General features: G+C 70.8%; 14 protein-coding genes. 8 read left to right on the plus strand and 6 right to left on the minus strand.

Features of this window, described 5'->3' with window-relative positions:
• Nucleotides 1-66: 66 nt before the first annotated feature.
• Both ACZ4Z5_RS30575 and ACZ4Z5_RS30580 read right to left on the minus strand, forming a co-directional pair.
• Nucleotides 67-582, minus strand: a complete 516-nt coding sequence (locus tag ACZ4Z5_RS30575; protein ID WP_468268947.1) for a GNAT family N-acetyltransferase — start codon at nucleotides 580-582, stop codon at nucleotides 67-69.
• A gap of 22 nt (nucleotides 583-604) precedes the next feature.
• Nucleotides 605-1,612, minus strand: a complete 1,008-nt coding sequence (locus ACZ4Z5_RS30580) for a hypothetical protein (protein WP_468268950.1) — start codon at nucleotides 1,610-1,612, stop codon at nucleotides 605-607.
• A gap of 419 nt (nucleotides 1,613-2,031) precedes the next feature.
• Here ACZ4Z5_RS30580 and gcl point away from each other — a divergent pair, with 419 nt between their 5' ends.
• Nucleotides 2,032-3,816 (plus strand): glyoxylate carboligase, encoded by a 1,785-nt coding sequence (gene gcl, locus ACZ4Z5_RS30585; protein WP_468268953.1) that lies wholly within the window; start codon nucleotides 2,032-2,034, stop codon nucleotides 3,814-3,816.
• Between the two features lie 145 nt (nucleotides 3,817-3,961).
• Nucleotides 3,962-4,573 (plus strand): YdeI/OmpD-associated family protein, encoded by a 612-nt coding sequence (locus ACZ4Z5_RS30590; RefSeq protein WP_468268956.1) that lies wholly within the window; start codon nucleotides 3,962-3,964, stop codon nucleotides 4,571-4,573.
• 384 nt (nucleotides 4,574-4,957) lie between these two features.
• Here the strand turns inward: ACZ4Z5_RS30590 and ACZ4Z5_RS30595 are convergent, their stop codons facing one another.
• From ACZ4Z5_RS30595 to ACZ4Z5_RS30610, 4 genes are all read right to left on the minus strand, one after another.
• Nucleotides 4,958-6,415: a catalase gene (locus ACZ4Z5_RS30595; RefSeq protein ID WP_468268959.1), complete on the minus strand. Its 1,458-nt coding sequence runs from the start codon at nucleotides 6,413-6,415 to the stop codon at nucleotides 4,958-4,960.
• A gap of 221 nt (nucleotides 6,416-6,636) precedes the next feature.
• Nucleotides 6,637-7,530, minus strand: coding sequence for a 2-hydroxy-3-oxopropionate reductase (locus ACZ4Z5_RS30600; protein ID WP_468268962.1), 894 nt, complete (start codon nucleotides 7,528-7,530; stop codon nucleotides 6,637-6,639).
• Between the two features lie 37 nt (nucleotides 7,531-7,567).
• Nucleotides 7,568-8,428: a TIM barrel protein gene (locus tag ACZ4Z5_RS30605; protein WP_468268964.1), complete on the minus strand. Its 861-nt coding sequence runs from the start codon at nucleotides 8,426-8,428 to the stop codon at nucleotides 7,568-7,570.
• Nucleotides 8,429-8,871: 443 nt separating this feature from the next.
• On the minus strand, nucleotides 8,872-9,558 hold the full coding sequence (locus ACZ4Z5_RS30610; protein ID WP_468268967.1) for a hypothetical protein: 687 nt from the start codon (nucleotides 9,556-9,558) through the stop codon (nucleotides 8,872-8,874).
• A gap of 246 nt (nucleotides 9,559-9,804) precedes the next feature.
• Here ACZ4Z5_RS30610 and ACZ4Z5_RS30615 point away from each other — a divergent pair, with 246 nt between their 5' ends.
• The 6 genes from ACZ4Z5_RS30615 (at nucleotide 9,805) to ACZ4Z5_RS30640 (ending at nucleotide 14,142) form a co-directional block, all read left to right on the plus strand.
• Nucleotides 9,805-10,056 (plus strand): YkoF family thiamine-binding protein, encoded by a 252-nt coding sequence (locus ACZ4Z5_RS30615; RefSeq protein WP_468268996.1) that lies wholly within the window; start codon nucleotides 9,805-9,807, stop codon nucleotides 10,054-10,056.
• The gene (locus ACZ4Z5_RS30620) at nucleotides 10,053-10,430 is read left to right on the plus strand and encodes a helix-turn-helix domain-containing protein (protein WP_468268969.1); all 378 of its coding nucleotides are present in this window, start codon (nucleotides 10,053-10,055) and stop codon (nucleotides 10,428-10,430) included. Before ACZ4Z5_RS30615 ends, ACZ4Z5_RS30620 begins: the two co-directional genes overlap by 4 nt.
• 154 nt (nucleotides 10,431-10,584) lie before the next feature.
• A complete protein-coding gene (gene uraD, locus ACZ4Z5_RS30625; protein ID WP_468268972.1) occupies nucleotides 10,585-11,097 on the plus strand; it encodes a 2-oxo-4-hydroxy-4-carboxy-5-ureidoimidazoline decarboxylase in 513 nt (170 codons plus the stop codon).
• On the plus strand, nucleotides 11,094-11,501 hold the full coding sequence (uraH, locus tag ACZ4Z5_RS30630) for a hydroxyisourate hydrolase (protein ID WP_468268975.1): 408 nt from the start codon (nucleotides 11,094-11,096) through the stop codon (nucleotides 11,499-11,501). Before uraD ends, uraH begins: the two co-directional genes overlap by 4 nt.
• Nucleotides 11,502-11,508: 7 nt before the next feature.
• Nucleotides 11,509-12,432 carry a factor-independent urate hydroxylase gene (gene pucL / locus ACZ4Z5_RS30635; protein WP_468268978.1) on the plus strand — a complete coding sequence of 308 codons (924 nt, stop codon included), beginning with the start codon at nucleotides 11,509-11,511 and terminating at the stop codon, nucleotides 12,430-12,432.
• A 333-nt stretch (nucleotides 12,433-12,765) separates the two neighbouring features.
• Nucleotides 12,766-14,142 carry an 8-oxoguanine deaminase gene (locus tag ACZ4Z5_RS30640; protein WP_468268981.1) on the plus strand — a complete coding sequence of 459 codons (1,377 nt, stop codon included), beginning with the start codon at nucleotides 12,766-12,768 and terminating at the stop codon, nucleotides 14,140-14,142.
• The last annotated feature ends 219 nt before the right edge of the window (nucleotides 14,143-14,361 follow it).

The following is a 14,361-nucleotide window of genomic DNA, read 5'->3' on the forward strand; positions in this document are numbered from 1 at the left end:
CCGTCCGTGCCTGACACCCGTCCGTGCCGGACACCTGCCTTTGCCGGACTGCGTGCGCCCGCCGGATCACGGCGTCCGGAGAGGGCGGCGCATGCACACCCGCGGCCATCGGTCGAGTCCGTGTGCGGCTTCCAGCCGCCGGATCTCCCGCAGCTCCGGGCCCAGTTCGGCGTCGTCGAGCTGCCGGAAGCCCAGCCGCTCGTAGTAGGGGGCGTTCCACGGCACGTCGACGAACGTGGTGAGTGTGAGCGCCGCCATGCCCTCTGCGCGGGCGAGCGCCTCCAGGTGACCGACGAGTGCGCGTCCGACGCCCCGGCGCGACGCTCGCGGGTGGACCGACACCTGCTCGATGTGCGCGGCCCCGTCGACCGGGTCGGAGAGCAGATATGCGACGGGACGGTCCTCGGCGTCCACGGCCGTCCAGGCGCGGGCCGCCCGCATGTATCCGGCGAGCATGTCGAGGGACGGTGGTTCGTCGTCGGCGACGGCGTCCATGCCGAGGGCGCGGAACGGCTCCCCGGCTGCGCGCTCGATGTCCTGGAGAAGGGGAAGGTCCGCCGGGCGGACGGTTCGGATCAGCACGCGGCCCAGTGCACCACCGGGGTCACGTTCCCGTCGACACCAATTCCTCCGCGGCTCCGTTCACGGGCTGCGGTGTGCCCGTGAGGTCCAGGACGAACAGCGGGACGTGCAACTGCTCGGCCCGTGAGCGGGCTTCGGGTGAGTAGCCGTAGAGGGAGAAGAAGACGCCGGTCGCGGAGGTGCTGAGACCGTTCAGCCAGAGGCATTCGACGTCGCGCACCGCGGTCGGCCCGTTCGCCGGGTCGACCTGGGCCACGACGCCCGGTCCGCGCAGGTCGATACCGGAGGCGGGGTGGCGCTCGGCCTGGAGGACGTCACGGAAGCCGAGCCAGCGCAGATAGCGTGCGGCGGCGGTGACGGCGTCCCGTGAGCTGCGGATCGTCACCGGGCGGAAGGCCTGCCGTCTCCGGGCGGGGGAGACCTTCTGGCGCGGGCCGCCGTCCGGGTTGAGCCCGGGGGCGGCCCAGGCCCCGGTGCCGCCCCGAGTCGGACCTGTGGTGCCTGCGGCTCCTGTGCTGCTTCCGGCCCCCGTGGTGCTTCCGGCATCCGTGCTGCTTCCGGCTCCCGCCCCGGTCCGCGCTCCCGGGCCCGTCCGCGTTTCCGGGCCCGTCCGGGATCCGGAGCCGGTTCCGGCCGCCCCCGCGCCGCGGCTGCCGACGGGGTCGACGGCGTCGGCGGGGTCCTCGTTCTGCCCGGCGTCCGAGGCGGTCCGCCGGTACCCGTCCGCCGGAGCGCGCCGTGCGGAGGAGCCCCCGTGGCCCGCGGCGGCGACCGGCCCGACCGGGATGCGCAGCACGGTTCCGCACGGGCAGCCGTGCTCGGGTTGAGGCCACTCGCCGCAGCGCCCGCAGGCCTCGCAGCGCACGGTCACCCAGTCCTCGTCCCAGGTCCGGTGAGTGATCGGCTCGGGCGTTCCGCCACGTACCAGCGGCGGGGTGACGGGCCTGCCGCAGGCGCACGGATAGGCCGGAGCAGCGTAGGCGTGGTTCCGGCGGCATGCCGGGCAGCGCACCGGAACGGTTTCCTCCATGACTCGCCGTCCTCCCCTCCGAGTAGTCGTCCCCGGACTTCTCCCCGGGGCGTCCCCGGACTTCCTCCCGAGCCGTCCCGGACTTCTTCCCGGATCTCCACGGCCTCCCGGGGCGTGCCGTCCGTCCGGAACTCCCCGGAGCGCTCCGGGAACTTCCCGGCGTTCTCCCCGGAGTTCCCCAGGAGTTCCCCCAGGAGTCCTCCGTCCTTCCGGGGATGCGGCTGCCCGGGATTCGGGCCCGCGTGCCCATCGTCCTCCATCGAACGGGTGTCGGGTGGCCACTTCGTGGATCCCTTGACGCCCGTATCGCCACGCCCTAAGTTACTTCCATATAGCAGAACTGAATTTCCGTATCCCGGAATCGCAGCTCTCAGGTGGCGCGACAGAGCACGATCCGCCAGGCCGAAGCAGGAGCATCCATGCCTCGAATGACCGCCGCCCGAGCCGCAGTCGAGATCCTCAAGCGGGAAGGCGTGACGAACGCGTTCGGTGTGCCGGGCGCGGCGATCAACCCCTTCTACAAAGCCCTCAAGGAGGGCGGCGGCATCGAGCACACGCTCGCCCGCCATGTCGAGGGCGCCTCGCACATGGCCGAGGGCTACACCCGCACGGCCCCGGGCAACATCGGCGTCTGCATCGGTACGTCCGGCCCGGCCGGTACGGACATGATCACCGGCCTGTACTCCGCCATCGGCGACTCGGTCCCGATCCTGTGCATCACCGGCCAGGCGCCCACCACGGTGATCCACAAGGAGGACTTCCAGGCCGTCGACATCGCCTCGATCGCCAAGCCGGTCACCAAGGCCGCCACGACCGTCCTGGAGGCGGCCCAGGTCCCCGGCGTCTTCCAGCAGGCATTCCACCTGATGCGCTCCGGCCGCCCCGGACCGGTCCTCATCGACCTGCCGATCGACGTCCAGCAGACCGAGATCGAGTTCGACCCGGAGACGTACGAGCCACTGCCCGTCTACAAGCCCGCCGCGACGCGCGCCCAGATCGAGAAGGCGCTCGGCTTCCTGCTGGCGTCGGAGCGCCCGCTGATCGTCGCCGGCGGCGGCATCATCAACGCCGACGCCTCCGGCCTGCTGGTCGAGTTCGCCGAGACCACCGGCACCCCGGTCATCCCGACCCTGATGGGCTGGGGCACGATCCCCGACGACCACGAGCTGAACGCGGGCATGGTCGGCCTCCAGACCTCGCACCGCTACGGCAACGCGAACTTCCTGGAGTCCGACTTCGTCCTCGGCATCGGCAACCGCTGGGCGAACCGCCACACCGGCTACAAGCTCGACGTCTACACCCGCGGCCGGAAGTTCGTGCACGTCGACATCGAGCCCACCCAGATCGGCAAGATCTTCCCGCCGGACTACGGCATCACCTCGGACGCCGCGGCGGCCCTGGAACTCTTCGTCGAGGTCGCCAAGGAGCTGAAGGCCGCCGGCGGGCTGCCGGACCGGTCCGAGTGGATCACCTCCACCCAGGAGCGCAAGGCCACGCTGCAGCGGCGCACGCACTTCGACGACGTGCCGCTCAAGCCGCAGCGCGTCTACGAGGAGATGAACAAGGCGTTCGGCCCGGAGACCCGTTACGTCACCACGATCGGCCTCTCCCAGATCGCCGGCGCGCAGATGCTGCACGTGTACGAGCCGCGGCACTGGATCAACTGCGGCCAGGCGGGCCCGCTCGGCTGGACCATCCCGGCCGCGCTCGGCGTCGCCAAGGCGGACCCGGAGGCGCAGGTCGTCGCGCTCTCCGGCGACTACGACTTCCAGTTCATGATCGAGGAGCTGGCGGTCGGCGCACAGCACCGGATCCCCTACGTCCACGTCCTGGTGAACAACTCCTACCTGGGCCTGATCCGCCAGGCCCAGATCGGCCTGGACATCGACTTCCAGGTGAATCTGGAATTCGAGAACATCAACTCGCCGGAGATCGGTGTCTACGGCGTCGACCACGTCAAGGTCGCCGAGGGCCTGGGCTGCAAGGCCATCAGGGTCACCGAACCGGACCGGTTGCTGCCGGCCTTCGAGGAGGCCAAGAAGCTCGCCGCCGAACACCGGGTCCCGGTCGTGGTCGAGGCGATCCTGGAGCGGATCACCAACATCTCGATGAGCCGCACCGCGGACATCGGCGACGTCTCGGAGTTCGAGGAGCTCGCCACCGAGCCGGGCCATGCGCCCACCGCGATCCGGCCGCTCGGCTGACCCGGCAGCAGCCGGTCCGGCCCGGGCAGGAGGTCCGGCCTGGCGCAGGAGGCCCCCGTCCCGCATTCGCGGACGGGGGCCCTCGCGTCTTCACCGCCATGGATGGAGGCCGGGAACTGTCCTGTATCCGACGTACCGTCGGGCCATGGAATCGCTCGACGGTGTGCGGGTCCTCGCCTTCCATGACGAGGCGGGGCTGGAGTCCTGGCTGGCCGGGAACCACGGAAGGCAGCGGTGCGTCTGGCTGAAGCTCGCCAAGAAGGGGTCCGGGGTGGCCTCGGTGACGCCGCAACAGGTGATCGACGTCGCCCTCTGCTTCGGCTGGATCGACGGTCAGCGCCGGGCGTACGACGAGGTCCACTATCTGCAGAGGATCTCCCGCCGCCGCCGGCGGAGCGCATGGTCGCAGGTCAACATCGCCAAGGTGGAGGCACTGACGGCCGCGGGGCGCATGCGGGACCCCGGTCTCGCCGAGGTGCGCGCCGCACGGGCGGACGGCCGCTGGGACGCCGCCTACGCCTCGCAGCGCACGGCCACGGTCCCGCCCGATCTCGCGGCGGCGCTGGACCGGGACGAGCGTGCGAAGGCCGCGTTCGACGGGCTGGGCAGGACCGGCAGGTACCAGGTGATGCTCCCGCTGCTGAAGGCCAGGACGGCGAAGGGCCGCGCCGCCCGACTGGCCAGGGCCGTCGAACGATTGAGGGCGGACGACGAGCGCGCCGTGGGGAACGCCGCGCAACGGGTGGAGGGCGCATGACCGGGCCCGACCCCTGATGCGTGGGTCGGGCCCCGGTCGTCGGACGCGGGGGACGGGACCGTAGACCGTGCCGCGTCGCGTTGTTGCCGCCCGACGGTGCGAGGCCGGCGCGACAGGACGTTCGCGCCGCCGGGCGGGGCTGGATCCGAGGGGTGCCGGGCTGAGGGGCTCCGAGGACCGCGGCGGAGGCGATCGGTGCCCCGGCGGCCCTTCCTTCACGTCAGGAAGGGAGCCGGTGCGCACCTCGACCACCGCACTGGCATCGCCGTGCCGCCACGGTCCCCGGGCCGTCCGTTCCGCCGGCCACCCCTCGTACCGGGCCGACGGCGGACCGCGCCGGTGGGCTGACCTCCCGTCGTCCCACCGGCGCCGTCTGTTCGCCGCTCAGTCCTCGCGCAGGGCGCCGACCGCTTCCTCGACGCGCTTGCCGTACTCGGGGTCGGCGGCGTGGAAGTGGGCGAGGTTCTTCTCGACGATGTCGTCGCGGGTGACCTGGGACAGGCTGCCGGCGATGTTCGCGATCAGGCGGGACTTCTCGTCCGCCGACATCAGCCGGTAGAGCTCGCCGGCCTGGAGGAAGTCGTCGTCCTTGGTGTGGGCCGGGGCGGCGTGGGTACCGGTCCAGCCGGCCACCGCGAGCGGCGCGGAGAGCGGTGCGCCGGTCTGCGCCGGACCCGCGTACGAGTTGGGCTCGTAGTTCCTGTCGTGCCGCGATCCGTTGCGGGTGGCCATGAAGCCGTCCCGGCCGTAGTTGTCCGCGGCCGTCGCCTTCGGCGCGTTCACCGGCAGCTGGGTGTGGTTGACGCCGAGACGGTAGCGCTGGGCGTCCGCGTAGGCGAACAGACGGCCCTGGAGCATCTTGTCCGGGGAGGGGCCGATGCCCGGGACGAAGTTGTTCGGGGAGAACGCGGCCTGCTCGACCTCGGCGAACACGTTGTCCGGATTGCGGTCCAGGACCAGCCGGCCGACCCGCTGCAGCGGGTAGTCGGCGTGCGGCCACACCTTGGTGAGGTCGAACGGGTTGAACCGGTAGTCCGCGGCCTCGGCGGCGGGCATGATCTGGACGTAAAGGGTCCAGGACGGGTTCACCCCGCGCTCGATGGCCTGCAGCAGGTCCGTCTGGTGCGAGGCGGCGTCCTGGCCGACGACCTCAGCGGCCTGCTCACCGCTCAGGCAGCGGATGCCCTGGTTGGTCTTGAAGTGGTACTTGACGAAGAAGGCCTCGCCCGAGGCATTGGTCCACTGGTAGGTGTGGGAGCCGTAGCCGTTCATGTGGCGGTACGAGGCGGGGATGCCGCGGTCGCCGAACAGCCAGGTGATCTGGTGCGTCGCCTCGGGGGCGTGGGCCCAGAAGTCCCAGACGTTGTCCGGCTCCTGACGGCCCGTGAAGGGGTCGCGCTTCTGGGAGTGGATGAAGTCGGGGAACTTGACCGGGTCCCTGACGAAGAACACCGGGGTGTTGTTGCCGACCAGGTCGTAGTTCCCCTGCTCGGTGTAGAACTTCACCGCGAAGCCGCGCGGGTCGCGGACCGCGTCCGCGCCGCCGAGCGAGTCGGCGACCGTGGAGAACCGGAGGAAGACCTCGGTGCGCTTGCCGACGGCGCTCAGGAAGTCCGCGTGGGTGTAGCCGGTGACGTCGTCGGTCACCTCGAACCGGCCGTACGCGCCGGAGCCGCGGGCGTGCACCACGCGCTCGGGGATGCGCTCGCGGTTGAACCGGGCGAGCTTCTCCAGCAGGTGCTGGTCCTGGAGGAGGAGCGGGCCGCCGACGCCGGCGGTGGCGGAGTTCTGGTTGTCGGCGACCGGGGCGCCGGATTCGGTCGTGAGCACGCGCTTCGACATGGTGACCTTCCGTGCGGGAGCTGCCGGGGCGCAGGGCCCAAGGGCAGCTGGGAGAGTGTCTGGAGCGTAGGTTCGCCTCGGCGAGAGCGTCAACAGTTTGTTGAAGTCTGGGGTGTGGATCCGGGCCGCGGCTGCGCTTGGGCGCGACGGGACAGGTGTCGGCGCAGCCACGGCCCGGATGTCGCGGGGGTGGGGCCGGACCCCGGGGGAGCCGCCGCGGCTCAGGCGGCCGGCCGGCCCGAGAGGCGCTCGACGGAGCGCAGCAGGGCCGAGTGGTCCAGGCCGCCGTCGCCCTGGGCGCGCAGCGACGCGACGAGCTGGGCGACCACGGAGCCGACCGGGAGCGCCGCGCCGACGTTGCGGGCGGCGTCGGTGACGATGCCCATGTCCTTGTGGTGCAGGTCGATCCGGAAGCCCGGCTTGAAGTCGCGGTTCAGGAAGTTGGGCTTCTTGCGCGTGAGCACCGTGGAGCCGGCCAGGCCGCCGTTCAGGACGTCGAGCGCGGCCTCCAGGTCCACTCCGGACTTCTCCAGGAAGACCACGGCCTCGGCGCAGGCCTGGATGTTCACCGCCACGATCAGCTGGTTGGCGGCCTTCACCGTCTGGCCCGAGCCGTGCGGACCGCACAGCACGATGGTCCGGCCGAGGGCCTCCAGGATCGGCCGCGCCTCGTCGAAGTCGGCCTGTTCGCCACCGACCATGATCGACAGTACGGCCTCCACGGCGCCGGCCTCACCGCCGGACACCGGGGCGTCCAGCACGCGGATCCCCTTCCCGGCGGCGTTCCCCGCCAGGTCCACGGAGGTCTGCGGGGTGATCGACGACATGTCGATCAGCAGGGCGCCCCGCCTCGCGTTCTCCAGGATCCCGTCCGTGCCGTAGGCGACGGCTTCGACCTGCGGGGACGCCGGGACCATCGTGATGACGACGTCGGCGTCCTCCACGGCCTCGGCGACGGAGGAGGCGGCGGTGCCGCCGGCGGCCGCGAGACGGTCCAGCTTGTCCTGCTCCAGGGTGTAGCCGGTGACCTGGTATCCCGCCTTGATCAGGTTCTCGGACATGGGCGAGCCCATGATCCCGAGGCCGATCCAGGCGATCTTGGGGAGGTTGCTCATCGGGTGCCTCTCTCGGAGCGGTGGTACGGAGGGAACGTCAGCGCGAAGCGGCGCGCGCGGCGACGGGCAGCCAGTCGAAGGACTCGGCGCTCGGTCGGTCACCGGCCTTGTACTCCAGGCCGATCCAGCCGTCGTAGCCGGCTTGCCTCAGGCGGCCGAGCAGGTCCTCCAACGGAAGCGCTCCGGTGCCCGGGGCGCCGCGGCCGGGGTTGTCCGCGATCTGCACATGGCCGGTCCGGCCGGCGTACGCGTCGATGACCGCGGCGACGTCCTCGCCGTTCATCGACAGGTGGTAGACGTCCAGCAGGAACTTGGCGTTGCCCAGCCCCGTCGCGGCGTTGACCCGGTCCACGACCTCGATCGCGGCGGGCGCGCTCACCAGCGGGTAGAGCGGCGACTCCGGCCGGTTGAGCGTCTCGATCAGCAGGACCGCGCCGACGCGGTGTGCGGCGCGGGCCGCCAGGGCCAGGTTCTCCAGTGCGAGTTCGTCCTGGACGGCCGGGTCGACGCCCTCGACGCGGTTGCCGTACAGCGCGTTGAGCGCCCGGCAGCCGACCGAGGCGGCGAAGTCCGCCGCGACGTCGATGTTGGCACGGAAGCGGTCGGACTCCTCGCCCGGTACGGACAGCGCCCCGCGGTCCGGTCCGGGCAGCCGGCCGGCGTAGAAGTTCAGTCCCGTCAGCAGCACCCCGGCGTCGTCGAGCGACTTCTTCAGAGCGTCGAGTTCGTCCTGCGGGGGAGTGGGGGTGCCGGTCCAGGGCCACCACAGCTCGACCGCGGTGAAGCCGGCCGCGGCGGCCGCCGCGGGGCGCTCCAGCAGCGGGAGTTCCGTGAAGAGGATCGACAGATTCACATCGAAGCGCTGCTCCGCGGCTCCGACGTCTGAGAAGCGGGTCATCTGGAGTCCGCGCTCCTTCCGTATTGCGGAAGTTTGTTTCTGCTTGATGGAAGATTGCCTGCGGGGTGGTGGGGCTGTCAAGAGCGGACACGGAAAAGCGCCCCGGAACGAGTCGTCGCAGAACCTGTCCGGTCCTGCGATGTCCCAGTTCAGGGGGCGCTTCGTCGAGTGCGGCGGCGGGCGTCACGGGCCTGCGGCGTGATCTGTCGGCGGTACGTGCCCGGCCGGCCTTCGAGTAACCCGAGGTGAGCGCGGGGGTGAGCGCGAGGCGTCATCCGTGCCTGGTTCAGGACCACCCGCGCCCGGGATCCGGGCGCGGGTGGCGCTGGTTCACGAACGAGGTGGCTCCGGTTCACGAAGAACGGAACGCCGGGGGCGGACGCGACGGCCTGGAGGTGACGCCGGGTCACTGCCGGAGGAGGGAGCCCCGCAACCCCTGTACGTCACTGACAGTTGATGGTGACCGTCACGGTGTCGGACGCTCCGCTCGGAGCCTTCGCCGAAACCGGGAAAGTCATCACCTTTATCGCCGCCGCGGCCCGCTTGGGGGTGTTCACCGCCATGGTCACGTTTGTCGTGGGCGCGGTGAAATCGACCAGCTGGATGCTCACCTTGCCTCCGCTGCTCTGGGTCCACTGGAGGGATGTCTTGCCCTTACCCGTGCCGGTCAGGTTGGCGGTCACGTTCACCTTGTTCACCACGTCGCAGTTGACCGTGGGTGGGGCAGGCGCCGTCAGGTCCACGTCGTTGATGTCCACGGCCGGCTGCGGCGGCGCAGGAGGTGCGTCACAGGGCACGCTCCTGTTCTGGCCCTTGACCTTGAAGGACACGGTGTACTTGGAGAACGCCACGTCCCGGAACGAGCGGTTGCCGCTCCTGTTCGTCTGGCCCTGAACGGTTTCCTCCTCCGACTTGGCAACCACGCTGACGCGTGAGGGGAAGCCGCTGAGGACCAGGTTGAACTTGGGGTTGTCCTTCTTGCCCACCGCGACGAGTTCGCAGGAGGGCCGGTTGCCGCGGTCCGGAGCGGTGACCTCCGATGCGGACGCCTGTGCGCCGAACGCGGGCGCCAAGGCCAGCGAGGAGACCACCAGTGGGCTGAGGAGTGCGAGACGATGCTGCCGGTTCATCCTTCATCCTTCTTCCTTGCGCGACGGGCGTGGGCGCAACGGACCCTCCGGACTGTGGACAGTCTGGCCGTGAGGGCGTGACGCGAGCGTGACGGCGGCGTGACCGGACGGGGCGGCGGCGTGACGGGGCGGGAGGGCGGCCACCGTGGACGCGCGCGGTCGGGCGGGCCGTCACGTCGGGCACGGCCGTTCCTCCCGGCCGGGGCGGCCGGCCCGGCGGCGGGTCCCGGCTACGCTCTGGGCATGGTGCGACTGAGAGTGGAGTTCACGACCGAACCCTTCGACCTGGACGAGGCTCCGAGGCACGCCCTGGTCGCACGGGAGGTCGTGCAGACGGCGGACCTGGACGCGGTGGACGTCGGCCCGTTCGGCAACACGGCCGAAGGGGGTGCCGACGAGGTGCTCACCGCTGTCGACACGATGCTGCGCAAGGCCCTGGAGGCCGGTGCCACCCGTGTCTCCCTCCAGGTGAACGTGATCGGGGAGGACGGGGAATGACCGGGCCCGCCGACCACCCGTTCGTGACCGCGGTCAAGCCGCTGGTGGACGCCATGGGCGGGGAGATCCTCCTGCCCCGGGAGGCGGGCCGCGACGACGTGGTACTGAGCTGGGAGGGCGAGGAGGTGCTCGCGGTCCGGCTTCCGCAGCTCTCCGAATCGCTGGACCACATCCTGGCCGCCATGGAGCGCCGACACGGCATGCCGCTGTCCCGGCTCGACCGCAAGACCAAGCAAGGCGTCGTCCGGGCCCTGGAGGCGCGGGGCGCCTTCTCGGTACGGCACGGCGTGGAGACCGTGGCCGGCGCGCTCGGGGTCAGCCGGTTCACCGTTTACAACTACCTGAACAGGGAAAACGCCGCCAAGAGCGAGTAGCCGGCGGCGTAGGACGCGATCGCCCCGAGCCGCCGCCCACCCGTGAGGACGGCGGCTTCTGCCGCGCCAAAGTTTCAACAAAGTGTTGACGAATTGTCGGTGCAGGGCGTTAGCTGTCCGCAGCCCGTTCAGCACACCGGCCACGGAGGCTCCCGTGACTTCGACCTCTTCAACGGGCCTCGCCCGGTTCAACACCCTGCCGGACCACGAGGCTGCGGCCGTGCTCCGGGAAGTGTGCTCCAGCCCGGCCTGGGTGGGCAGAATCCTCGACCGGCGACCGTACGCCGCCGCCGACGAGCTGTTCGCCAGGAGCGACGCCGCGATGGCGGAACTGACCACGGCCGACCTGGAGGACGCCATGGCCGGGCACCCGCCGATCGGGCGCCCCAAGCCCGGAGATCCGACCTCCTCCCGCGAGCAGAGCGGGATGGCCGGCGCCTCCGACGAGCTCAAGGCCGAGATGCTCGAACTGAACCTGGCCTACCAGGAGCGGTTCGGTCATGTCTTCTTGATCTGCGCCACCGGCCGGACCGGCGAGCAGATGCGGGACGCGGTCCGCGACCGGATCGGCAACCCTCCCGACGAGGAGCGGGAGATCGTCCGCTCCGAACTGGGCAAGATCAACCGTATCCGGCTGACCCGCCTTGTGGAGGAAGCAAGCGCATGAGCACGGAAACCACGGCGTCGGTGTCCACGCACATCCTGGACACCAGCATCGGACGCCCCGCCGACGGCGTCGCCGTCTCCCTGTCGGCCCGCAGCGGCCGCGACGCGGAGTGGGCGGCGCTCGGCGGGTCGGCGACCGACGCGGACGGCCGCTGCAAGGACCTCCCGGCCCTTCCGGAGGGCACCACCCAGGTACGTCTCGACTTCGAGACCGAGGCGTACTTCTCTTCGCACAAGCACAGCGTCAACAGGCAAGCCGAGGCGCAGCAGGACGCCCCCCGCGCAAGGGACAGCGGTGCGTTCTTCCCCGAGGTGGCGATCACCTTCGCCGTCGTACCGGGCGAGCACTACCACGTACCGCTGCTGCTCAACCCGTTCGGCTACTCCGTTTACCGAGGGAGCTAGCAGACACATGCCCACGATTCTCGGCCAGAACCAGTACGGCAAAGCAGAGAACCGCGTCGTCAGGATCACGCGGGACGGCGACACCCACCACATCAAGGACCTGAACGTCTCGGTCGCCCTGTCCGGCGACATGGACGAGGTGCACTACTCCGGCTCGAACGCCAACGTCCTGCCGACCGACACCACCAAGAACACGGTGTACGCGTTCGCGAAGGAATACGGTATCGAGTCCGCGGAGCAGTTCGGCATCCACCTGGCCCGCCACTTCGTGACCGGCCAGGAGCCGATCCACCGGGCCCGCATCCGCATCGAGGAGTACGCCTGGGAGCGCATCGAGACCTCCGACGCCAACTCGAAGTTCATCGGCGCCGACGAGGTCAGGCACTCCTTCGTCCGCAAGGGCCAGGAGACCCGGCTCACCCAGGTCACCTACGACGGTGACACCTGGGAGGTCGTCTCCGGCCTCAAGGACCTCGTCGTGATGAACTCGACCAACTCCGAGTTCTGGGGTTACGTCAAGGACAGGTACACGACGCTCCAGGAGGCGTACGACCGCATCCTGGCCACCCAGGTGTCCGGCCGCTGGCGGTTCAACTGGACCGACGACGAGCAGCGGATGCCCAACTGGGAGAAGTCCTACGAGCAGGTGAGGAAGCACATGCTCCAGGCCTTCGCGGAGACCTACTCGCTCTCCCTCCAGCAGACGCTGTACCAGATGGGGGCGCGCATCATCAACAACCGCGCGGAGATCGACGAGGTCCGCTTCTCGCTCCCCAACAAGCACCACTTCCTGGTCGACCTCGAACCGTTCGGACTCAAGAACGACAACGAGGTCTACTTCGCGGCGGACCGCCCGTACGGCCTCATCGAGGCCACCATCCTGCGGGACGGCGTCGAACCCCGGATCCCCGTCGACATGACCAACCTCTGAGCCGTCCGGCCTCCGGGCCGTCCGGCCTCCGGGCCGTCCGGCCTCCGGGCCGTCCGGCCTCCGGGCCGTCCGGCCTCCGGGCCGTCCGGCCTCCCGAGTCGTCCCGCCCCGGACGACACGCCTCGACAACCCCCGACGCGCGCGCCGGCGTCGCCCCCGGGACAAGCGTCCCGTCCCGGGGGACCGGGGTGAGCGGGGGCATCTGCGCACCATGGACACGTACAGCCGTCATGACCCGGGTGCACGTGCACAGCGGACTCGGTCGTCACCCCGCTCGACCCCCGAATCCGTACGCAGCGGGCCCAGGCCCGCGGGAAGAAACGAGGATCCGCCATGGCGGCTTCGCGCATCGTCATCGAGAACTGTGCCGTCGCGACGGTCGACGCCCACGACACCGAGTACGCCTCCGGGCACGTCGTCGTCGCCGGCAACAGGATCGAGTCGGTCGGGGCGGGCAAGGCCCCCGGCAACCTGGAGAACGTGGTCCGCCGCGTCGACGGCACGGGACACCTGGTCACCCCCGGCCTGATCAACACGCACCACCACTTCTACCAGTGGATCACCCGGGGCCTGGCCACCGACCACAACCTCTTCGACTGGCTCGTCGCGCTCTACCCGACCTGGGCGCGCATAGACGAGCAGATGGTCCACGCTGCGGCGCAGGGCTCGCTCGCCATGATGGCGCGCGGCGGCGTCACCACCGCCATGGACCACCACTACGTCTTCCCGAAGGGGTCCGGCGATCTGTCCGGCGCCATCATCCGCGCCGCCTCCGAGACCGGCGTGCGTTTCACCCTCGCCCGCGGCTCCATGGACCGCAGCGAGAAGGACGGCGGACTGCCCCCGGACTTCGCCGTCGAGACCCTCGAAGGCGCCCTCGCCGCCACCGAGGAGACCATCGACCGGCACCACGACGCCTCCTTCGACGCGATGACCCAGATCGCCGTCGCCCCCTGCTCGCCGTTCTCCGTCTCCACCGAACTGCTCAGGCAGGGCGCCGAACTCGCCCGCCGCAAGGGCGTGCGCATGCACACCCACGGCTCCGAGACCGTGGAGGAGGAGAAGTTCTGCCACGAACTGTTCGGCATGGGCCCGACCGACTACTTCGAATCCACCGGCTGGCTCGGCGAGGACGTGTGGATGGCCCACTGCGTCCATATGAACGACTCCGACATCGCCGCCTTCGCGCGCACCAGGACCGGCGTCGCCCACTGCCCGTCCTCCAACGCGCGGCTCGCCGCCGGCATCGCCCGCGTCCCCGACATGCTCGCCGCGGGCGTCCCGGTGGGCCTCGGCGTCGACGGCACCGCCTCCAACGAGTCCGGTGAACTCCACACCGAACTGCGCAACGCGCTCCTCATCAACCGTCTCGGCCCGCACCGCGAGGCCGCGCTGAACGCCCGACAGGCGCTGCGCCTGGGCACTTACGGCGGTGCGCAGGTCCTCGGCCGCGCCTCCCAGACAGGGTCTCTGGAGCCCGGCAAGCTCGCCGACCTGGTGCTGTGGAAGCTCGACACCCTCGCCCACGCCTCCATCGCCGACCCGGTCACCGCCCTCGTCCTCGGTGCCGCCGCCCCCGTCACCCTCTCCCTCGTCGACGGCCGCCCCGTCGTCGAGGACAACCGGCTGGTGCACGTCGACGAGGACGCCGTCGCCCGCTCCACGAGGGCCGAGGCGCAGCGCCTCGCCCGGATCGCCGCGCAGGGCTGACCCGTCATCGGGACCGCGCACCACGCGGTCCCGCCGTACTCCGGTGGAGGGGGACGGCCCTCCGCCGGGGCCCGTGGGCCCGAGCGGGGCCCACGGCAGCCGGGGCGGGGGGGGGGGGGGGGGGGGGCCCCCCCCCCCCCCCCCCGGCCGGGTTTTTCCCCCACTCTTTTTCTTCTCGTACCCCCCCCCTCTCCTCCCTTTTCCCCCCCCCCCCTCACC

The sequence above is a fragment of the Streptomyces sp. NPDC030222 genome, from assembly GCF_055573115.1.